General features: G+C 46.5%; 20 protein-coding genes, 1 other RNA gene and 1 pseudogene. 14 read left to right on the top strand and 8 right to left on the bottom strand.

The genetic code is table 11. From position 1 onward, the window contains the following. Positions 1 to 162: 162 nt before the first annotated feature. Together B0H50_RS03005 and B0H50_RS03000 are read left to right on the top strand one after the other, a co-directional pair. Positions 163 to 1779, top strand: coding sequence for a phosphohexomutase domain-containing protein (locus B0H50_RS03005; protein WP_106198235.1), 1617 nt, complete (start codon positions 163 to 165; stop codon positions 1777 to 1779). 15 nt (positions 1780 to 1794) lie between these two features. After that, the gene (locus B0H50_RS03000) at positions 1795 to 2691 is read left to right on the top strand and encodes a hypothetical protein (RefSeq protein ID WP_146193662.1); all 897 of its coding nucleotides are present in this window, start codon (positions 1795 to 1797) and stop codon (positions 2689 to 2691) included. A 715-nt stretch (positions 2692 to 3406) separates the two neighbouring features. Here B0H50_RS03000 and B0H50_RS02990 read toward each other — a convergent pair. From B0H50_RS02990 to B0H50_RS02980, 3 genes and pseudogenes are all read right to left on the bottom strand, one after another. Continuing rightward, a pseudogene (locus tag B0H50_RS02990) lies at positions 3407 to 4741 on the bottom strand (heavy metal translocating P-type ATPase); the annotation flags it as partial. Continuing rightward, positions 4732 to 4974: a hypothetical protein gene (locus B0H50_RS13575; RefSeq protein ID WP_146193661.1), complete on the bottom strand. Its 243-nt coding sequence runs from the start codon at positions 4972 to 4974 to the stop codon at positions 4732 to 4734. The gene B0H50_RS13575 and the pseudogene B0H50_RS02990, both read right to left, overlap by 10 nt. Positions 4975 to 5062: 88 nt before the next feature. Continuing rightward, positions 5063 to 5254, bottom strand: a complete 192-nt coding sequence (locus tag B0H50_RS02980) for a DUF1490 domain-containing protein (RefSeq protein WP_106198231.1) — start codon at positions 5252 to 5254, stop codon at positions 5063 to 5065. Positions 5255 to 5569: 315 nt separating this feature from the next. Here B0H50_RS02980 and lysS point away from each other — a divergent pair, with 315 nt between their 5' ends. Genes lysS through bioB form a run of 5 tightly spaced genes read left to right on the top strand, consistent with a single transcriptional unit; the run spans position 5570 to position 12563 of the window. Continuing rightward, complete coding sequence (gene lysS, locus B0H50_RS02970; protein ID WP_106198229.1) at positions 5570 to 7069, top strand: lysine--tRNA ligase; 1500 nt, start codon at positions 5570 to 5572, stop codon at positions 7067 to 7069. Positions 7070 to 7117: 48 nt separating this feature from the next. Further along, the gene (locus tag B0H50_RS02965) at positions 7118 to 8365 is read left to right on the top strand and encodes an FtsX-like permease family protein (protein ID WP_106198228.1); all 1248 of its coding nucleotides are present in this window, start codon (positions 7118 to 7120) and stop codon (positions 8363 to 8365) included. Next, the gene (locus B0H50_RS02960) at positions 8358 to 9065 is read left to right on the top strand and encodes an ABC transporter ATP-binding protein (protein WP_106198227.1); all 708 of its coding nucleotides are present in this window, start codon (positions 8358 to 8360) and stop codon (positions 9063 to 9065) included. The genes B0H50_RS02965 and B0H50_RS02960 overlap by 8 nt, the downstream gene beginning before the upstream one ends. Next, a complete protein-coding gene (locus tag B0H50_RS02955) occupies positions 9066 to 11549 on the top strand; it encodes an ATP-dependent Clp protease ATP-binding subunit (protein WP_106198226.1) in 2484 nt (827 codons plus the stop codon). 12 nt (positions 11550 to 11561) lie between these two features. After that, the gene (gene bioB / locus B0H50_RS02950; RefSeq protein WP_109587220.1) at positions 11562 to 12563 is read left to right on the top strand and encodes a biotin synthase BioB; all 1002 of its coding nucleotides are present in this window, start codon (positions 11562 to 11564) and stop codon (positions 12561 to 12563) included. Here the strand turns inward: bioB and ybaK are convergent. From ybaK to B0H50_RS02935, 3 genes are read right to left on the bottom strand one after another with little or no spacing between them, the layout of a single operon-like run. Further along, the gene (ybaK, locus tag B0H50_RS02945; RefSeq protein WP_106198224.1) at positions 12560 to 13054 is read right to left on the bottom strand and encodes a Cys-tRNA(Pro) deacylase; all 495 of its coding nucleotides are present in this window, start codon (positions 13052 to 13054) and stop codon (positions 12560 to 12562) included. The two genes, bioB and ybaK, sit on opposite strands and share 4 nt — an antisense overlap. Positions 13055 to 13066: 12 nt before the next feature. Next, entirely contained in the window at positions 13067 to 13753 is a 687-nt protein-coding gene (locus B0H50_RS02940) for an NAD-dependent deacylase (RefSeq protein ID WP_106198223.1), read from the bottom strand. After that, positions 13750 to 15126, bottom strand: coding sequence for a M20/M25/M40 family metallo-hydrolase (locus tag B0H50_RS02935; RefSeq protein ID WP_106198222.1), 1377 nt, complete (start codon positions 15124 to 15126; stop codon positions 13750 to 13752). Before B0H50_RS02935 ends, B0H50_RS02940 begins: the two co-directional genes overlap by 4 nt. 49 nt (positions 15127 to 15175) lie before the next feature. On the opposite strand from B0H50_RS02935, the gene B0H50_RS02930 reads away from it, so the two are divergent. From B0H50_RS02930 to B0H50_RS13850, 5 genes are all read left to right on the top strand, one after another. Next, positions 15176 to 16321: a beta/alpha barrel domain-containing protein gene (locus B0H50_RS02930; RefSeq protein ID WP_109587219.1), complete on the top strand. Its 1146-nt coding sequence runs from the start codon at positions 15176 to 15178 to the stop codon at positions 16319 to 16321. Positions 16322 to 16324: 3 nt separating this feature from the next. Then, on the top strand, positions 16325 to 16858 hold the full coding sequence (locus B0H50_RS02925) for a hypothetical protein (RefSeq protein ID WP_106198220.1): 534 nt from the start codon (positions 16325 to 16327) through the stop codon (positions 16856 to 16858). 10 nt (positions 16859 to 16868) lie between these two features. Next, a complete protein-coding gene (locus tag B0H50_RS02920) occupies positions 16869 to 17639 on the top strand; it encodes a redoxin domain-containing protein (protein ID WP_106198219.1) in 771 nt (256 codons plus the stop codon). A 58-nt stretch (positions 17640 to 17697) separates the two neighbouring features. Continuing rightward, positions 17698 to 18429, top strand: coding sequence for an IMP cyclohydrolase (locus B0H50_RS02915; protein WP_106198218.1), 732 nt, complete (start codon positions 17698 to 17700; stop codon positions 18427 to 18429). Between the two features lie 108 nt (positions 18430 to 18537). Beyond that, positions 18538 to 18642, top strand: a complete 105-nt coding sequence (locus tag B0H50_RS13850) for a DUF4160 domain-containing protein (protein WP_199191867.1) — start codon at positions 18538 to 18540, stop codon at positions 18640 to 18642. Here the strand turns inward: B0H50_RS13850 and B0H50_RS13425 are convergent. Further along, positions 18628 to 18777 (bottom strand): hypothetical protein, encoded by a 150-nt coding sequence (locus tag B0H50_RS13425; RefSeq protein ID WP_199219603.1) that lies wholly within the window; start codon positions 18775 to 18777, stop codon positions 18628 to 18630. The two genes, B0H50_RS13850 and B0H50_RS13425, sit on opposite strands and share 15 nt — an antisense overlap. Positions 18778 to 18806: 29 nt before the next feature. Here B0H50_RS13425 and B0H50_RS02905 point away from each other — a divergent pair, with 29 nt between their 5' ends. Both B0H50_RS02905 and ssrA read left to right on the top strand, forming a co-directional pair. After that, positions 18807 to 19094 carry a DUF2442 domain-containing protein gene (locus B0H50_RS02905; protein ID WP_106198217.1) on the top strand — a complete coding sequence of 96 codons (288 nt, stop codon included), beginning with the start codon at positions 18807 to 18809 and terminating at the stop codon, positions 19092 to 19094. Positions 19095 to 19444: 350 nt separating this feature from the next. Next, positions 19445 to 19801, top strand: a transfer-messenger RNA (tmRNA) gene (gene ssrA / locus B0H50_RS02900). 32 nt (positions 19802 to 19833) lie between these two features. Here the strand turns inward: ssrA and trpF are convergent. Continuing rightward, positions 19834 to 21321, bottom strand: a complete 1488-nt coding sequence (gene trpF / locus B0H50_RS02895) for a phosphoribosylanthranilate isomerase (protein ID WP_109587218.1) — start codon at positions 21319 to 21321, stop codon at positions 19834 to 19836. Positions 21322 to 21362: the final 41 nt, after the last annotated feature.

Here is a 21362-nt window from a genome sequence, read left to right as displayed (position 1 = left end):
AGAAGCTCCCGTCAAGTGCGGGGGCTTTTTTTATGGATAAAATGAATCCAATGGATATTTTCCCGCAGTTTTTTGAAATTGGAAAAGTACAAATGAAAAAACTAACTTTCGCGGGCGAAATTTATTAAATTAAGAGCGTCAAATTCATCCAATAGGAAAACTATGGAAACAGCTGCTCAACTTTGGAAAAAAATTCAATCTCCCGAATTCAAACCGGCAACCGATATGGGTCTCGTCGATGAGGTGAAAAAAATTGCCCTCGCTAGCGTAGAACCGTGCAAGGTGAGCTTCGGCACTTCAGGATTCCGCGGCGAAATCGGTACAGAATTTACGCTGCGCACCGTTGAAGTCATTGCGTCTGCAATTATTCGCATGTACAAGGAAGCGGATGCAGCTCTCTTTGAAGCTCTCGGAGTTGCGAACTTCGAAGAATTACAAGAACGCGGCATTGTTCTCGGTCACGATAACCGTCTTTTGGGCGATGAATTCTGCAAAGCAGTTGCTCAAATTTTTGCCAAAGCTGGCGTGAAGAAAATTTATTACGGCGGCGAAATGGCTACGCCGGAATTTTCTGCGGCAATTGAAATGCTCAAGGCGGCTTGCTCGATCAATATGACTCCGAGCCATAACCCGTCGAATTATGCGGGCATTAAATTTAATCCGGCAGATGGCGGTCCTGCAGGTCCGGAAATTACGAGCGTGATTACTCGTCTTTCGAACGAAATGATGAAAGACTTTAAGCGCGAAGAATTGGAACCGGTTGCTTTGAAGGAAATCGATTCCGTTGCCATTTACAATGAATTTTTGCACAAGCAAGGAACGATTCAATTTGCACGCATTCAAAAGCTTTTAGACGAAGGTCGTTTGACTCTCGTCTGCGATCACGTTCACGGTGCAACTCGCGGACGTCCGAATGCCATTCTCGGAAATCCGCAGTGCTTGCTTTGCCTTCGCACGGAAGATGATCCGCTGTTTGGTGGCATCGCTCCGGAACCGAGCTCGAAGAACTTGGAAGGTGTGCGCAACATTTTGGATCAGAGCAAGAGCTGGTATCGTCTCGGCTGCATTTTTGATCCGGATGGCGACCGCGTGCGCTTCTACGATGGAACACGTGAAATTGATATGAACCGTTTTGGTGCAATCGCATTCCATTATATGGTAACTTGGCGCAAAGAAAAAGGCGTTGTAGCAAAATCTGTCGCGACTTCGAACTTTGTGAATGTCATTGCGAACAAACTCGGTGTGCAAGTGATGGAAACTCCGGTCGGCTTTAAGAATTTCCGCCCGTGGCTTTCTCGTAATGCAAATCCGAAGGGTCTTATCGCATTTGAAGAATCGGACGGCATCTCGGGCTTGAACAACACCCTTGAAAAAGATGCTCAATTCGGTCTTCTTCTCGCTCTCGAAATTATGGCGACGACCGGCAAAAACCTCGGCGAATACTTGGATGATTTGTACAAAGAATTCGGCAAATTCTATCCGAGCCGCGCTGGTTTTGAAGTTGATAAATCTCTCGTCGGAGCGCCTCTCGCTGCTCAAGTGATGGCGGTTGCTGACAAGGCAAAAGTCGGATCAAGCGTGAAAATCGGAAACAAGGAAAAGAAAGTTCGCGAACTTTTAACTGTTGACGGCGTGAAGATTATCTTCGAAGATGATTCTTGGATGTTAATTCGTCCGTCGGGAACGGAACCGAAAGTGCGCATTTACACCGAATGCCGTGAAGAATCCGAAAAGGATGCGATGTTCGAAGCGGCAAAAACGTTGTTCTTTAACAAATAAGGTTTGGAGGAATTCATGCTCAAGAAACTGTCGATGTTTTTGGTTCTTTTCTGCGCAGTCTTTGCCTTTGCGCAGATTAAGCCCTCGTTCCAGGCTTTCGATGCGGATTATTTGAAGCTCGATGAAGCCGAACACGGTTATCATCACTTTAAGATTCAGGTGAGCTATGCTCCGTGGGCATTTGTCGCCGAAGGTCAAGTGAAAGCGCCGCAGGGCGACATCGACTTGCTTTTCAACAGTATGGATAACGACCAACTTTATATCGAAGTGGCGTATGCCGAATCTCCGGTCGGCGGTTCGGATGGCTTGGAATATCAAGCGGGAATTTACGACGTGATGATTTATTATTCAGATGGCGCCGATGAATTTCCGACAAAAATTAAAGACCTAAAGGTTTCGCTTCTTCCGCCGATTGCAAACGATTCTTGGGCAACCGGATCGCTTGCAGATGCGCAAGAAAAGCGCGGAACTCCAGGCAGCGTCTTTAAAAATCCCGAAAATGCGGATGCGATTTTCCAAGCTTCTGCTCGTCCGTTATCCAAGGCGCAAGCTCAAGCGGCTCGCAAAGCAGCGATTGATAAACAGCGCAATGCCGAAAAGGCTCGCCGTGATTCTATCGCTGCGGCAAAAGAAACCGCTGCGGCGAATGCTCTCGCTGCACAAAAAACGAAGGAAGAAAAACGCGCCGCTGTAAAAGCGCGCAATGATTCCATCGCAGCGGCAAGAAGAGCGGAACAACAAGCCGCACAGCAAAAGAAGTTGACTCCGCGTGAACAGAAGCAACAAGCTGTTCAAGCGCGTCAGCAACCGAAGCCCGCTCCTGCGGCACGGCCTGCTCCTGCGGGCGATCCTTGCGATCAGCCGGGGATGACGCCACTGCAGAAAAAACGCTGCAAGATGAACCGCAAATAATTGCAAAAGTTCAATTTTTGAGAGAATGGCGCCCCTGCGGGGCGCAAAAAGGAAAAGCCGCGCGAAGCGCGGCTTTTTGCGTTTAATTTGCGAAATAGATTTTAATGTTAGAGTTTTTATGCCTTTTAGTTTGGGAAAAATTTTTTAGAATTCAAGAATTTTCTGCGGTTTGTTTTGCGGAGGCGTTTTTTCTCTCGGAAACTTTTTCTGAGTTTGCTTAATTTTCAAATTTTTTTTAGAAAGTAAAAAATTTTCTGCAATTCTTTTTTCGAAAACGGGGATGTCTTTGGTTGGAAATTTTGTTAGAGTCAATTTAAAATTTGGAAAATTTTTTTTTATAATTCAAGAATTTTCTGGGTTTGCTTTTTGAAATCGAAAAATTTTTTGTTGGAAAGTTTGTTAGAGTTCGCTTAAATTTTCTGCGATTCATTTTACGAATTTGAAAAAGTTTTTGCTTTGAAACTTAGTTAGATTGATTTAAATTTTTGAAAAAGTTCTTCTTTTGCATTCAAGAATTTTCTGCGAATTATTTTTTGAAGTTGAAAAGTTTTTGATGAAGGTTGAATTTGCATTAGGGATCCGTGCCCGGATGGGTTCGGATTTTGGCGCGCGAAGCGCGCCAAAAGCTGAACGGACATTTTGGGCGGCGATGCCGCTCAAAATGATAACGCCGGAGCCCGACCGCACTGTATGCGGGAATGCCCAAAAGAAAAAATTATTTGGGGAGAAGCGGCGTCATGCTGCGAGCGCAAATTCCCATGGTGGAAACGTTGTGCAAGAGCGCGGAAGTGCCGGGCGCAAGGATTCCAACGAGTCCGCTGAGGAGGAGGGAACTGTTGAAGCCTACGATGAATCGGTAATTGGAATGGATGCGTTCGAAAAGTTTTTCGCTCAATTTTCGAAGCAAGATGAGCTCGGCTAAATTGGCGGAACAGAGAGTGATGTCAGCGGTTTCTTTGGCGATGTCTGAGGCGTCGCTCATGGCGATGGAAACGTCTGCGGTCGCGAGGGCTGGAGCATCGTTGATGCCGTCTCCAATCATGACGACTTTTTTTCCGGAGGCTTTGAGTTCTTCGATGACGCGGTGTTTTTCTTCGGGGAGAACTTGAGCGCGACATTCATCGATGCCTAAAAGGGCGGCAGTTCTTTCAGCCGATTTTTAGCTGTCGCCGGTGAGCATGATGATGTTTTGGAAACCGAGATTTTTTAAGTCGGCGATGACCGATTTCGCTTCGGGACGCGGTGGATCGCTAATGCAAAGAACGCCGGCGAGTTTTCCGCCGATGGCTAAATAAATGCAAGAATAGGCGCCGGTTTCTTTTTCGAGAATCGCTTCGTCTTCGGGAGAAATGAATACGTGTTCGTCTTCGGTGACAAAATGTTTGCTGCCGATGATTGCGCGTTCGCCGTGAAGACTGGTGGCGATCCCGTGTGCGACAATGTAATGCACTTCGGCGTGTTCTTCTAAATGCTTGAGCCCGCGAAGTTCTGCGCCTTTGACAATCGCACGGGCAACGCTATGCGGGAAATGTTCTTCCAAGCAAGCGGCGATTTTGAGCGCTTCATTTTCGCTGTAATCGCCGAAGGGAATGACTTTTTCGAGATGCGGTTCTGCTTGGGTTAATGTTCCGGTTTTGTCAAATACAATCGTGTCCGCGTCGGCGAAAGTTTCAAGATATTTTCCGCCTTTGACGGTCATGTTGTGCTCGGAAGCTTCGCGAAGTGCGGAAATGACGGCGATTGGCGTTGATAATTTGATGGCGCACGAATAATCGACCATTAAAACCGAGACGGCTTTTGTGATGTTTCGCGTGATGGCAAAGGTGAGTCCAAAGGCGAGGAAACTGAACGGAACAATGCTATCGGCAAGAGATTCGGCGCGGCTTTGAATGCCGGCTTTTAAATTTTCGGAATTGTCGATGAGCTCGATGATTTTGCTGATTTTTGTATTCGATGAAATTTCGCGGACTTTGATGACGAGAGAACCTTCTTCGAGGACGGTTCCCGCAAAGACCGTTGATTTTTCGGATTTGCGAACGGCTAAAGGTTCTCTTTTAATTTTCGCGTATCGCAATTTTCTAAAAATTCCAAAAGTTTTTTTCGAATGTCATTTTGATAAGTGATTAAAATGCCCCCGTTTTCTGCGTGAACTTGAACGGATGTGACGCCTTCAAAATTTCGAAGTACCATAAAAATGGCGCATTCTTTATTTTTATCAAAAGCAAATCCGCCGGCGCGCACACGCAAGCGTCCGGGTTTATCGTAAACAATTTGAAATTTCATTTTGGCACACCTTAAAACATCGCCGTCGCGATATTTCTTTGAATTGCGAAACGCAAACCTCATTGAAAACAATGAGGTTTTGAGTTTTTTATTTATCTAAGCCAGCTTCTGCTTTGGCATCGTTGCAAATGTCCGAAGCTTCGTCTTTCATGTTTTGAAAATTTTCTTTGGCTTCGTGGTGAAGCTTCATCCCTTGCGCAAGGCCTTTGACAGCAAGATCGCGGGTCTTCGGGGATTTGAGGATTTTCTTTCCGATGGCAACCGCAGCGGCACCAGCCAAAGCGCTTAAGAATTTTTCGTTTTGAAAATAGAAAGTATAATGTCTCCTTTTTTAGTTGAAACTAATTTAGTTAATTTAGGCTTGAAAAGTTAGATTAAAATAAAATTATCAAAAAAATTTTTGAAACGCATTTTTGGTCAAAGAATTTGAAATTTTCCGAAGCGGAAAAATCTTATTCAGATAGAATTGAAGGAAAATTTTTCTGCATTTTTGCAAAATTTTTCGCTTTTTACCGATTCGCAGCGTCTCGGATTTGCTTCTTAAAGGCGTTAAATTTCTACATTTGTGCCGTAAAATTTCAACAGGATTCTTACTATGCAAGAAATGAATGACCAATACAAGGCTCGCCTTGATAAGCTTTCGAAGTTTAAGGAAATGGGAGTGAATCCCTATCCGCATAAATTTAACCGCACGCATACGTCGGAACTTCTCCGTGAAAAGAAAGAAGAACTCTTAAAATCCGAAGAAAAAATTGCGTTTGCAGGACGCGTGGTGCGTTACAATCGCAAGGGTAAACTTTGCTTTATGCATTTGAAGGACCGCTATGGTCGTTTGCAAATTGTCTGCGCAAAGGATTTGGTGGGCGAAGCCGATTATGAAGTTGTGAAGATGATTGACTTTGGCGATATCGTCGGTGTCGAAGGCTCGATGATGGAAACGCATACGGGCGAATATTCGGTGAAGGCCGATAAGGTGGTAATGCTCGCGAAGGCGATTCGTCCGCTGCCCGTGCCCAAAGAAATCGTGGACGAAAACGGCAACAAGAAAGTCTTCAACGAATTTAAAGATGTGGATACGCGTTACCGTGAACGTTATATCGATATGGCGCTCAACGACGATGTCCGCGAAGTCTTCTTAAAACGCAGTCGCATTTTGCAAGCGATTCGCGAATACTTGCTCGAAAATAAATTCATCGAAGTGGAAACGCCAACTCTTCAACCGATTTACGGCGGTGCAAATGCGCGTCCGTTTACAACGCATCATAACGCTGCAGATATGACTTTGTATTTGCGCGTCGCTCCAGAACTTTATTTGAAGCGTTGCATTGTGGGCGGTATGGAACGCGTTTTTGAATTCAGCAAAAACTTCCGCAACGAAGGCATGGACCGGACGCATAGCCCCGAATTTACTGGCCTCGAATTTTATCAGGCTTATGCGGATTACAACGATATGATGGTGCATTTTGAAAATATTTACGAACGTGCCGCAATCGCTGCAACGGGCTCGACGAAAATCAATTATCAAGGAACCGAAATTGATTTTAAGGCGCCGTGGCCGCGTATTCCGATGCTTGATGCGATTAAGCAAATCGGCGGTTACGATGTTTCTGCGATGTCTGACGATGAATTGAAAGCGACTCTCGATAAGCTCGGCGGCAAGATGGATGGCGAATGGAGTCGTGGTCGCGGAATTCTCGAACTTTTCGAACTCACTGTGGAAAAGAAATTGATTCAGCCGACTTTCATCATCGATATGCCGAAGGAAAGCACGCCGCTTTGCAAGAGCCATCGCAAAAATCCGGATTTGATTGAACAGTTCGAACCATACGCAAATGGTTGGGAACTCGGCAACGCTTATACGGAATTGAATGATCCGGTGCGTCAGCGCGAACTCTTGGAAGATCAAGTGCGCCGCGGTCGCGGTGGCGAAGGCGAAACTCATCCGATGGACGAAAACTTCATTGACGCAGTCGAAGCGGGACTTCCGCCGACGGGTGGCGTAGGATTTGGCATTGACCGTATGGTGATGCTTTTGACCAATCAGCAGACCATCCGCGATGTGATTCTCTTCCCGTTGATGAAGCCGGAAACCTAATTTCAAAGCCGGTTGCAGACTTGGTTCTGCACCGGCTGCATTTTTTGCATGAATAAACTGGAATTTTTAATTGCGTGGCGCTATCTCGGAGCGCAGAGAAAAAGTTTATTTGTTTCTCTTATCGGCATCTTTAGCATGCTCGGGGTAAGCATCGGCGTTTTTGCGCTGATCGTTGCGCTGTCGGCGGTGAACGGTTTTGAAAAAGAAGTCACCGCTCAGATGATTGGCAAAGATGCGCATTTCGAAATGTATGCGTATCGAAGTGAACCTGTTCTCAATTACGATTCGCTCGCCGGTGTCGTGATGGCGCAGGATTCCGAAGTCGTGGCTTCTGCTCCCTTTGTGATTTATAAAGTGGGAATTAGCAGCAAAAAAGTCAACGATGGCATTGTCATTTACGGAATTGACGCAGAACGTTCGGCGAAGGTGGTGAACCTTTCCGAAAATATTGTGAGCGGAAATTATTCTCTTGATTCACTTCCCGATGCGATGGGGGAAAGACGCCCCGCAGTAATTCTCGGCGTTTCGCTTGCGAATCGTTTGCGCGTGCTCGTAGGCGATAAAATCATCATTCAAACTTTTCAAAGTACAGATGCCGTTTCTTCGGGTGGACCGAAAATTTTGGCTTGCGTTGTCGCAGGAATTTTTGAAACGGGAATGTATGAATACGATGGCAATATCGCATACATTGGAATTCCCGAAGCGCAGAAACTTTTAGGATTACGCATAAACGAAGTTTCGGGAATTCAATTTCGCGTGAAAGATCAATGGAAAGCGAATGAAAGCGCAGAGCGCGCTGGCGACGTCATCGGTTATCCGTATTATTTTATCGATTGGAAAACGAAAAATATTACATTGCTCAAATGGATGAATTACGAAAAATTCATCGTCGCAGCCATTATCTGCTTAATCATTTTAGTCGCTGCATTTAATATTATCAGTTCGCTCATTATGGTCGTCACCGACAAGACAAAAGAAATCGGCATTCTCCGCAGCATGGGACTTTCGCGCCGCGGTGTGATGCGAGTCTTTATGCTGATGGGTTCTTTCATCGGCGTCGGCGGAACAATTCTCGGCGGAACTGTAGGGCTGATTCTTTGCGCTTTGCAGCAGACGTATCACTTTATCAAGCTTCCGGGCGATGTGTATGTGTTGCCGTATTTTCCGGTGCTCATCGATCCGCTCGATGTGATTATCGTCTTTGTGCTCGGCATTTTGCTTTGCACTCTTTCGACTTTGCTTCCGGCGTGGAAAGCTTCGACTTTAGATCCGGTGGGGGCGATTCGTCATGAATAATGCAGAAAAAATTTTAGAGACGAAAGCGCTGACTCGCGTTTTTAGCGAAACCGGTGAACGTTTGGAAATTTTAAAAGGCGTTGATTTTTCGCTTTTGAAAAATGAATTCTGCGTGCTCACAGGAGCATCGGGATCGGGCAAGTCCACGTTTTTAAATTTAGTGGGCGCACTCGATACGCCGACATCGGGCGAAATTCTTTTTGAAGGAAAGAATTTGAGCAAAATGTCTGCGAAAGAAAAAGATGAATATCACGCAAAGAAAGTGGGATTTGTTTTTCAATTTCATCACTTGCTTTCGGAATTTACCGCACTCGAAAATGTGTGCATTCCCGCTCGCATTTTAAATCCGCTCGGCAATTTTTCGGAGCAAAGAGAATACGCCGAAAGTCTTCTCGAAAAAGTGGGACTTGCCGGAAGATTAAAACATTTACCGCAGGAACTTTCGGGCGGCGAACGGCAGCGAGTTGCTGTGGCGCGGGCGCTTATGAATCGTCCCGATGTCATCCTCGCCGATGAACCGAGCGGAAGCTTGGACGAAAAAAATGCGCGGATGCTGAATGAACTTTTTCAACAAATTCACGAAGATTATAAGCAAACTTTGCTCGTGGTGACTCACGATGAACGCATGGCGGAATTTGCAACGAGTCGCGTTCACATGCACGGCGGAGTGGTGGTGCCTTTTGAAAAGGAGAGGGAATAAATGGCTGGACGTTTTACAGATCGTGTGAAGAAAGTTTTGCAATTTGCTCGCGATGAAGCAAAACGGCTCAATTCAGAACATGTGGGAACGGAACATCTTTTGCTCGGCATTGTAAGCGAAGGAGCGGGCGTCGCAGCGGCTGCGCTCAAAACATTGGGCGTGGATTTGAATACGCTTGCGCAAGATGTGGAACGCTCCATTTCGTCTTCGGGCGGAATGATGACAATCGGTTCGCAAGTGACATTTTCGGATCATGCGAAAAGTGTGCTGCAAGCCGCCGCAGTCGAAGCGCAATTATTAGACGATAATTACATCGGCACAGAACACGTTTTGCTTTCGCTTTTGAAAGTCGCAGAATCGCAGGCCGCGGCAGCGCTTACCGCAGCAGGCGTCGAATATAATGCATTACGCCAAGCTATTGAATCGGTAAAAGATGATTCGCGTCCGCAGAAATTGGATGTCAATTCTTCGGGAAATGCAAATCGTCGGATGGAACCGAAATCGAAGACGCCGATTCTCGATCATTTTGGACGGGATTTGACAGCGCTTGCGATGCAAGGAAAACTCGACCCGATTATCGGGCGCAGCGAAGAAATTGAACGTTTAATTCAAGTGCTTTGCCGCCGCAAAAAAAATAATCCGGTTTTAATCGGCGAACCTGGCGTCGGAAAAACTGCCATCGTTGAAGGGCTTGCGCAAAAAATCGTCGAAAAGAAAATTCCTGAAATTTTGGAAAATAAACGCGTCATCACATTGGATGTCGCCGCGATGGTCGCCGGCACAAAATACCGCGGCCAATTTGAAGAACGCTTGAAAGCGCTCATCATGGAATTGCAGCGCAACGAAAATGCGGTGATTTTATTCATCGATGAATTGCACACGATTGTCGGCGCAGGCGGTTCGGAAGGAAGCTTGGACGCTTCGAATATTTTTAAGCCGGCACTTGCCCGCGGAGAATTGCAATGCATTGGCGCAACGACGGTGGACGAATTCCGCAAATACATTGAAAAAGATGCAGCGCTAGAACGTCGTTTCCAAAAGATTCTCATCAATCCGCCGACAATTGAAGATTCGATTATCATCTTGAATGGTTTGATGGATCGCTATGAAAAACATCACAAAGTGAAATATACGCCGGAAGCAATTCGCGCAGCCGTTGTCCTCGGCGATCGTTATCTTTCCGAAAGATTCTTGCCGGATAAAGCTATAGACGTCATCGATGAAGCGGGCGCACGCACGCGCCTTGCGAGTATGGCTGTGCCACCAGAACTTCGCGATATGGAAACGAAACTTGCCGAAGCTGTGCAGAAAAAAGAAGACGCATTGCGGACGGAAAAGTTTGAAGATGCAGCAAAAGCCCGCGACGAAGCGGATGCTTTACAAAAGAAAATTACAGATCTCAAAAATGCTTGGCTCGAAAAGCGGAAAACCGAATGCTTAGTCGTCGATGAAGATGTGATTCGCGATGTGATAAGCAAAATGACGGGCATTCCGATTTCGCGGTTAGCGGGCGAAGAAACGAAAAAGCTCATCAATTTGGATAAAGAAATTAAAGAACGCATTATCGGACAAGACCGCGCCGTTTCTGCGGTAGTGCGTTCAATTCGGCGTTCGCGGGCTGGTATCCGCGATACACGTCGCCCGATGGGAAGCTTCCTATTCCTCGGGCCGACAGGCGTTGGAAAAACGGAACTTGCAAAAGTGCTTTCGCTCAGCCTTTTCGGTGCTGAAGATTCGATGATTCGCATCGACATGAGCGAATACATGGAAAAGCATAGCATCAGCCGTTTGATCGGAGCGCCTCCGGGATATGTGGGCTACGAAGAAGGCGGCGGACAGCTGACCGAAAAAGTGCGCAAGCATCCGTATTCGGTTGTCTTGCTCGACGAAATTGAAAAAGCGCATCCCGATGTGTATAATCTTCTGCTCCAAATTTTAGATGACGGGCAGTTGACCGATAGCTTTGGCCGCAAAATCAATTTCAAAAATACGATTATCATTATGACGTCAAATGTCGGCGCGCGCGAAGTCAAGCATAGCGCAGGCATGGGCTTTACGAAACTTTCGGAATCCGATGATTTTGAACGGATGGAAGCGACGATTCACGAAGAAGCGAAAAAAGTGTTCTCGCCCGAATTCTTGAACCGCATCGATGATCAAATCGTATTCCGCAGTTTGAACAAAGAAGATTTAATCCGCATTGTGGATATTCTTTTGGGCTATTTGCAAAAGAATTTGTCGGAACGCGGCATTCTTCTCGAATTTACCGAAGCCGCGAAAAAAGTCATCGCCGAACACGGTTACGATCCCGCACTCGGCGCAAGACCGCTTCGCAGAAGCATTCAAACTCTCGTTGAAGATGAACTTTCCGAAGGACTTCTCCTCGGAACATTCACCGATTTCTCGACGATTAAAATTGATGCCGACGCCGACGGGAAAAAATTGACCTTTGAAAAAGAAGACTTACCAGGAAAAAAATCGTGAGGTAAACAGTCTATGGCGAATGTAGATGTTTTGGAACTCGCTCAGAAAATTATCGATGGTCATCGCATTCAACGCGGCGACGACTTGTCGTTTTTTCTCACTTGTGATTTAGAAAAGTTAGAAACCGGCGCAGGCTGGATTCAAAAACATTTCTGTAAAAATCACATCGACCTTTGTACCATTATCAACGGCCGCAGCGGACGCTGTCCCGAAAATTGCAAATATTGTGCGCAGTCTGTTCACAATAAAACCGGCTGCGAAGAATATCCGTTTTTGCCGAAAGAACGCATTATCGCCGAAGCGAAACAGAATGCGGCTGCGGGCGTCAACCGTTTTGCTATCGTCACGGCGGGCCGAGCGCTCACCGGCGAAGAATTTGACAAAGCGATTGAAGCTTACGAAGAAATGCACAAAACGCTGAAGCTCGGACTTTGCGCAAGTATGGGATTCCTTTCGAAAGAACAGTTGCACCGTTTACATGAAGCGGGCGTGACGAGTTATCATCACAACATCGAAACGAGTAAGCGGAATTTTCCGAATATTTGCACGACGCATACTTACGAGGATAAAATCCGCGAAATTAAAATGGCGCAAGCCGAAGGTTTGTGCGTTTGCTCCGGCGGAATTATCGGAATGGGCGAAACTTGGGAAGATCGTTTGGATATGGCGATTAGCCTTGCCGAATTGAATATTCACTCGATTCCCATCAATGCGTTAATGCCAATTCCGGGTTCCCCTTTGGCGCATTTAAAGCAAATCCCCGCCGAAGATTTAATGCGGACGATTGCATTCTTCCGTTACATTAACCCCGAAGCCAATATCCGTTTGGCCGCTGGCCGTAAAATCATGAAAGACTTTGGTGAAAAAGCTCTTGTGTCGGGCGCAAGCGCTACAATTACGGGCGATATGTTAACGACAAGCGGCACTACAATCCGCGGCGATTTTGAAATTTTGAATCGTCTTGGATTAAATAATGCCGCTGGCGAAAACTGCGGAAGTTGCGGTAATTGCTAAATCGTCGGTTTCGGTTCCGCGATGGCGGCAACCGTTGCATTCACCGCAGCGACTAAATCCTGCGGTGAAATTTTTATTTGCAGACCGCGTTGTCCTGCGCTCACATAAATAAAATCAAACTGCATTGCCGTTTCGTGGAGAAATACCGGAAACGGCTTTTTGAGTCCGATGGGAGAGCAACCGCCGCGGATGTAACCGGTCAGCGGGAGAAGTTCTTTGAGCGGAACCGTTTCAACGCTTTTATTGCGGCTCGCCTTGGCGAGACCTTTTAAGCAAACTTCCAAATTGCCGGGGACGACGCCGATGAGATGTCCCGTTTTATCGCCGTGAACGAGAATCGTTTTAAAAACGCGTTCAATCGGTTCGCCGAGAGTCGCTGCGACATGTTCTGCACCGAGGTCATTTTCATCAACTTTATACGGGATGAGTTCGTATGCGATGTGTTTTTGATCTAAAAGTCTTGCGGCGTTTGTCTTTTTAATTTTTTCCATCGTTTGCCTCGATTATTTTCCAAAATTTTCGCACCAACGCGGGACAATTTCTGTCGCTTTTCCTTGGATATTTTCGTCGGTATTCGGATCGTTTGGATTCACTTCTAAATTGAGGCAAGTCACGTGAGCGCCGAAATGTTTTGCGATTTGCTTAAAGCCTGCTGCGGGATAAACGACGCTGCTCGTTCCAATGTAAACAAATTCTGCAGTCGTTTGAAGTGCGTGTTCAATCGTATCCATAAACAGAGGAATTTCGCCGAACCAAACAATATGCGGGCGACTCATCGCTCCGCAGATGGGACATTTCGTTTGCATCGTTTCTTCGCCGGTAAACGGAAAAATGTGCTCTTCATTTTTTTCGCAGCGAAGTTCGTTCAAATATCCGTGCATGTGAAGGACGCGTTTACTGCCCGCGCGTTCGTGCAAATCGTCGACATTTTGCGTGATGAGAAGAAAGTCATCGCCTAAACGTTCTTCGAGTTTTGCAAGCGCAATGTGAGCCGCATTCGGCTGAAACTTGGGCAACGAAACGCGCAATTTATTGTAAAAATCCTTCACCCGTTTTTTATCGCGAAAGTAACCTTCGGGAGTTGCCACCGCTTCGATCGGTTCATTTTCCCAAAGGCCATCGTTCCCGCGGAAAGTCCGGAGTCCCGATTCGGCGCTGATTCCAGCTCCGGTTAAAACGACGAGTTTCATTTCGAAAGTTCCTCCAAGAAGAGCGCTTCGGCGATAATGCCGCGTTCAAAATCCGCGAGTCCGAGACTTTCATTTTCGCTGTGCGCGTTGCATTTCGGATCTTCGAGCCCCGTCATGAGAATGGGAATTTCTCCAAAGTTATCGCGGAAAAGTTGTGCGCCCGGAATCGATGCGCCGCAGCCGATAAATTTTGCTTCGTTTCCGTAGGCTCGCGTCATCGCTTCTTTCATCTTGGCAAAATACGGATGCGAAATATCGGTGGTAAATGGATTTGCGCCGTCTTCGGGGAAAAGCGAAATTTCAAGACCTGCGGGGCATTCCTTTTTTAAATGATTGCACAAAAGTTCGGTGCAAGGAACTGCGGCCATTCCAGGGGCAAGGCGAATGCCGATGCGGGCATAGGCAGCGTTCTGCAAAACATTTCCTGCTTGTGTCCGCGAGCCCGCTTCAAAGGCGGTGACAACAATTGAAGGCTTCCGCCAAAGAGTCGTCAAAATTTCTTTCTTGCCACCGAGAATTTCAGTTTTATTCAAAAGGGCAGCTTCTTTGCGGAAAGTTTCTTCGGTATAACCGAGCGCTTCGTAACTTTTCAATTCTTCTTCGGTCGGCGGAATAATGCCATCGGAAAAATGCTCGATGAGAATGTTTCCTTTTTCATCGGTGAGAGAGGCAATCATTTTGCAAAGCGCTTGCACCGGATCGGGAATCGGCCCCGACCAAGAGCCCGAATGCAAAGGCGTTTTCATCGCTTTCACGATGACAGAAACCGCAGACATTCCGCGGAGAGTTGTCGTAATCGACGGCGTTCCTTCAGCGAAATTCGAAAGGTCTGCGATAATCACCGCATCGCATTTTAAAAGTTCGCGGTTCTTATTCAAAAGTTCTCCAAAACCAGAACTGCCGCATTCTTCTTCGCCTTCGATTAAAACTTTAATATTCGGCATTTGATTGCCCGCGATCGAAAGCGCTTGCGTCACCGCAGCCAAATGCAAAATAATTCCGGATTTATCGTCGGCAGCGCCGCGGCCGTAAAGTCTGCCATCGCGGACTTCGGGCGCAAACGGAGCGCTCTGCCACAATTCTTCGCGCATCGTCGGTTGCACATCGTGATGCGCATACAAAAGAATCGTCGGCTTGTGCGGATTCGTTTTAATTTCTGCAAAGACCGAAGGACGTCCACTCGGCGGAAGCAAAAGCTGCGCATTTTGAAAGCCGTGTTCTTCAAAAAGATTTTTCACCGCTTGCGCAGAACGGTGCACTTCATTTTGGTCAAAGTTGTCGAAACTGATCGACGGAATGCGGATGAGATTTTCAAGAGCCGCAACGTAACGCGGAAACATTTCATGAATGCGGGCGGGTAAAGTTTCGTTCATACAGATACCAATTTTTTCCTTGATGTTTTTTTTGTTAATTTAATCAAATATGACAGTCGAATGTGAAAACCACGATTATAATTTACTGAAAGGCGATAAACTTTTGGCGTTCATTCGCCGCGTCTTCAAAAAATGGCCGGAATTTCGCCACGATTCCTTGAAACATGTGGCGCGCTTTGCGCCGTATCTTCCTTTTTTAAGCGGAAAGCCCGATTTTACGCCCGAACTCAAGACGACGATTACTTTCCCCGATAAGAGTAATCCAATCGTTCTCAGCGCTCCCATTATTCTTGCGGCGGGAGCAAATAAAACGGCGCTTCGCGTCTCGGATTACGCGAATCTCGGATTCGGCGGTGTTTCGGTGGGAACTGCGACAAGACATTTTCGCAAAGGAAACACGCATCGTCCGCGCGTTGGATTCTTAGAAGAAGACCGTGCGATTTACAACAGCATGGGACTCAATAACGATGGCGTCGAAGTCATCGCAAAACGGGTGAGCGCACAAATCGCAAGCATTCATAAAAGCGGAATGAGCGTCGGCATCTCGGTCGCCGAAACGCCGGGGCTTTCTTCTGAAAAAGAAAAAATCACCGATGTCCTCGAAAGTTTTGCGATTGCTTATCCCGTCGGCGATTACATCGAAATCAATGCGAGCTGTCCCAACACCGGCGAAAACCGTTTGGATTTGGACACGCAATTTATCGAACATCTCTTTTCGGAAATCATGAAGTATCGTGATTCGCAATCGATTCGGAAAGCGGTTTACGCAAAACTCAGCCCAGACTTTTCGGAAAATCAATTGCTTGCTACCGTCGAAGTTCTCGTGCGCTCTGGCGTAAACGGCGTCATCGTCGGCAATACATTCCCCACAAAAAAAATGGGAGAACTGCCGATGTTTGCCAAATACGATGAATTGAAAGTTCTCCGTGCTGATGGCGATAAAGGCGGCTTGAGTGGACGTCCGCTTTATTTGAACACTTACAGCATGACGCAATTTGTCAAATCGCGATTCCCGCAGTTGAGCGTTATCGCTTGCGGTGGCATTGATCACGGTGAAAAAGTTTTCGATTTAATGCAAGCCGGAGCCGATGCCGTGGAATGTTATAGCGTTTGCGCTTTCCGTTGGATGCCCGCTCACGCAATGCGAAAAGAATTGTTCAAAGCCCTTCGCAGAGCGAATGCAAAGCGCGAATAAAAAATGCGGAAACTCTTCTTCATTCTCTTCTTTGCGGTTTGTGCGCACGCCGGATTCTTTCTAGAAAATGACGCTGCCGAAGAAGAAGCTCTCGCCCGAGAAATTGACCGCGGATTTTCATTCGGCGGGGGAATTTCCATCGCATACTATCTCAGCGAATTTGACCTTTCTCTTTCGGGACTTGCCGCTTATCGTTTTCAAAACGACTTCGGCATTGCGCCCGAAATTTCCATCGGATTAAATGAAAAAGTTTATGAAGCGGGGAGCGCCATCCGTTATTTTTTTAGCGAAGAAGATTTTGTAGATGTCGGCGCAACCGCCGTCTATTTTAAGAAAGAAGGCGATTGGTTTACCGCTCCGCGAATTTTTGTAGATTACGGACGCAATATGAAACCTTGGCCGCACGCGCATTTTGCGCTCCAAGGAAAAATTCGCCTCTCGTATCTCATCGGAGAAAGTCTTGGCCGCGAAGAAGAATATGTGACAAAGACTGCAAGCACGGTGATTTCGGGAACGCTTTCGCTAATCTTTTTCTAAGAAGGTTTTCATGCGATTTTTCTTTTTTACATTCGTCCTGTTTGCGCTCCACATTTCGGCTTTCGCTGTCCCGTGGCTCGGCATTGGATTTCGCGAAGATACGTATCAAAATCAGTATGCGATCAAAGTGGAAAGCGTTCTCCCCGAAGCGGATGCAAAAGAAGTTTTGCCCGGCGACTTTATCGTCGAAATTAACGGCAAAAAAATTACGGAACTCGCTGTTTTAAAACAAGAGGTCGCGGGGAAGAAAACGGGAACCAAAGTTCGTTTAAAAGTTTTCCGCAACGGCAAAGCGAAAAATATTCAAGTGAAACTTTCGGAGCGCCCCGATGATGTTTCGCAAATGACAGGCTCGGCCATCGGAAGCAAATTCAAAGCCTTCCCCAAAAATTATTACAAGAACGCTGAAAAAAGTCAAGCAAAACCCAAAGCGAGACTGCTCGATTTTTGGGCAACTTGGTGCGGACCATGTCGTCAAACACTTCCGATTCTCGACCGTTTATATCAAAAATATCAAAGTCAAGGTCTTGAAATTATCGGCGTCGCCAACGAAGATTTAAGCGTCCTCGAAAATTTTTACCGCGAACATCCATCGCCCTATCCGCTTTACCGCGATGCGGCACAAGAATTGTATCGCACCTATCGCATTTCGTCGATTCCCACTCTCATCTTACTCGACGAAAACGATTACATTCAAAAAATTTGGCCGGGTGTTCCGTATGAATCTTCGTTAGAAGCGGCGATTCAAAAAGCATTAAAGCAAAGCACCGGCGCAAAGTAAAAACGAACGCAAAAATTTTTCTAAATTCAAAGAAAATTTTTTCATTATGAGGTTCCCGATGAGCTATTCAGCTAAGGCAGAAGAAAACTTTCAAACTCTTTCCAAGAATCCGTATCCTGGTCGCGGAATTGTGCTCGGCACCTCTCCCGATGGCAAAGCTTTCGTACAAGTTTACTGGATTATGGGCAGAAGCGTAAACAGTCGCAATCGCATTTTCGTTGCCGAAGAATCGGGCTTTGTGAAAACGAAAGCGTTTGACGAAAGCAAACTCACGGATCCGCATCTCATCATTTATTATCCCGCTCGTCATCTCGATAACGCGCACATTATCACGAACGGCGATCAGACCGACACCATTTTTGATGGCATTCGTTTAGGCGGCACTTTTGAAAGCGCTCTCGCTACCCGCGAATACGAAGACGACGCGCCGAATTTCACGCCGCGCATTTCGGGAATTACCTACAAGAACGCAGCGCCGTATGTCTATCAACTTTCGATTTTAAAATCCGATGAAAATTCCGAAGAAGCGGGCTGCATCCGCGAAACTTTCGGCTACGAAAAAGCGCTTCCGGGTCTCGGCCATTTTGTTTCGACTTACGTTACCAACGGCACACCGATTCCGTCTTTCGCCGGCGTTCCGCAGTGGATGCCGATTTTCGAAACCGCCGAAAAGACCCGCGACGCCTACTGGAACGCTCTCGATAAAGACAACAAAGTTTCGCTTCTCGTCAAATGGATCAACCGCGAAACCTTCGAAGCAAAGACTTTGATTGTAAACAAACTCGGCTAAAAGAAAGAGCGGCGAAAGCCGCTTTTTTTATGAGAAATTATTCCTATTTTTTTGAAGCCTAAAATTTATAGATTGTTTTAAAATATTTAAATTAGGAATGGAGGAAAAATGCCTGAGCTAAGTCGATTCGCAGGAATGATTATCTATATGTATTTTCACGATAATAAACAGCACAATCAACCACATGTTCATGTTTTTTTATGGAGAGCATGAGGCAGAAGTTTCTTTAGATGGTGAATTACTTTCTGGCTCAATTCCTGCGAAACAATTTAAAGTTCTGTCTAGTTGGCTTTTTTGAATAAAGAAAAAACGAATGTTGCTTGGAATAAAGCGATTCAAGGAAATCATTTTGAAAAAATTAAACCCATGAGGTGAGTATGTATGAAGTAAACGGAATTTGCTTCGCCGGAGAAAAAAATGATTCGATAAAAGTTGTTGCAGCAAAATTTATTGCTGATAAAATTTTATTGGTTAAATTCTCGACAGGTGAAATGCGACTTTTTGATGCTGCAAAACTCACCGGCAACGCTTTCAATCCATTAAAAAATCAAGAAGTTTTTCAAGCTTTTGAAGTTCAACACGGAGTACTAACTTGGGATCACGGAGAAATTGATATTGCACCCGAGTATGTTTATGAAGAAAGCACACCATACAAACCCGAATAATAATTGCACAGCAACCGCAGCAGGCCCGAATGAGAAATTGAGATAATCGCGCCTTCGGCGCGGTTAAAATGTGAATTTTAAAAACGGTAAATTTGGGACGTTCTCGCACGAAGATCTCTAATTTCTGCAAAATTTGTCCATCGGGACTCCGGAGATAACATTTTGCACGCAAGATTGCCCTCCGGAACTCAGGAGATAAAATTCCTCATTGCCCGCGCTGTTTCGGGGGTGCTCTGGTTTGCTTCGCCGCAGCTATTCGCTGCGTCTCACCCCTTCGGGGCGTTGCACATAAAAATTTCCCTTTATTCTTTGATTGACTTTTACTATATTTAACCTGTCTTCTCTGTTTCGGGGGTGCTCTGGTTTCGACAGGATCGCTGAAGCGTGAGTTGCGTGCCGAGGGTCTGGCTGGCCTCGTAAAAAAGCCGGAAAAAAATAAGTGCTAACGAAGAATACGCACTCGCTGCTTAATTTTTAGCAACGCTGGAACTTGATCCCCTCCCACGGGCTTGAGATCTCCAGTCGCAATGTGGGATAGGAAAGCGTCATGTTCTGGGGCGCGGTCCGAAATTTACAGAACTGGCTGGAATTTGCGCCGACCTTCTTGGGCGTGAAAACTGGCGAGATCTTAAATACGAAGGGAACGCACGTAGGAATGAACGGGGACGTGGTTTTGGACAGGAGTTCGACTCTCCTCACCTCCACTTAAAAAGCAACTCAGTTGAGTTGCTTTTTTCATTTATCCGCGGACTTGGGCGAAGAATTTTCGCATTTTCTCGGCGCTCTTTTTCCCGGGAGCTTCTTCGAGTGCGCTAGAAAGGTCGATGAGTTCGGGTGAAAAACGGGTGACGATTTCGGAAACATTTTCCGGAGAAATGCCTCCCGCCATCCAAAGCGCATTATTTTTGCGGACGTAGTCGACGAGTTCGCTCGCAATCCGTTTTCCTGTGCCGCCGATTTCATTCGGAACATAGGCGTCGATGAGAGTTCGCGGTAAACTGTGGCAAGAATTTTGGGTGAGCGCCGAAACATCTTCGTTCGATTTGACGCGAAGCGCTTCATAATAACCAAAGTCGAGAGAATTTGCATTGCGCAAATTCTCGGGGATTCCGCAGCCGTGAAATTGGATCGCATCGAGAATGCCTTCGCGGGCAAGTTTCAGCGCAGCGGACTCTTCTTCGCTTCCGCGGTCAGCGAGAACGCCGACGCACAGCGGGGCATTTTCTGCAAATTTTGCTTTGACTTCGGCGATGATTTTTTTCGCTTCTTCGGCAGTTGTTTTGCGCGGACTTTTGCTAAAGAAAACAAAACCCAAAAGATCGGCGCCCGATTCTGCAGCGAGAATGGCGTCTTCCGAATTGGTAATGCCACAAATTTTAACAAGAGGTTTTCCGGGGAATTTTTCGCAGACTTGTTCTCGCTTTTCGGCGATGCGTTTCCAAAATTTACCGTAGCCATCGGGGGATGCGCTTACAAAAGCGTGCACTAAATCCTTGGCGCATTTTTGATTTTTTGCAGCGGCTTCGCCGATTAAAACGCCTGTAAATCCGAGTCTGCGGGCGAATGCAGCGTCTGCGGGCACTTGAACGCCACTTTCAAAGACGGCGCGCGGACCGAGTTTTTCGCGGAACGCAGCCGGAATCAGCGGATCGATATGAAAATTCCGAAGATCGCGAGCATTTACCCCGGCGACACATTCCACATTTTTCTGAACGAGGGCGAGTTTCCGCAAATCATCATCCGTCCGAACTTCGACAAACGGCGTCATTCCCAGTTTGCAAGTGCGCTTTGCCATTTGCAAAAGGGTTTCGTCCGAAAGAATGCGGGCGATGAGCAGAACGGCGTCTGCGCCAAAATCATACGCTACATCAATTTCTTCGGGAATAAGCAAAAAATCTTTGCGCAAAATGGCACAATTCGGAGCTGCGTTGGCAACTTTCACCAAATCGGCGAGAGAACCGTGAAAATAATTGCTTTCGGTTAAAACGGAAATTGCAGAGGTTCCGGCTTCTGCGTAGGTGCGCGCCGTTTCGCTCGGGTCTAATCCCATCGCGATATTTCCTTTTGACGGCGAAGAACGCTTCACTTCGAGAATTGTTCCGGGAGCTGCGATAAAAGGATGCAGCGGGCGAGTGCGCTCTGGACGTTCAAATCCAAAGCAAGTTCCAAGGCGAGCAAGGTCCACTCTTCGCTTTTCAATGATTTCTGCAAGAATATCGCGGCTCATAAAATCCTCTTAAAAAGAAAGGCGACCCCGTAGAGCCGCCT

Origin of the sequence: Hallerella porci (assembly GCF_003148885.1) — a bacterium.
GTDB lineage: Bacteria > Fibrobacterota > Fibrobacteria > Fibrobacterales > Fibrobacteraceae > Hallerella > Hallerella porci.
The sequence above is the reverse complement of the archived record's forward strand: the minus strand, read 5'-3'. Positions and strand labels throughout refer to the sequence as shown.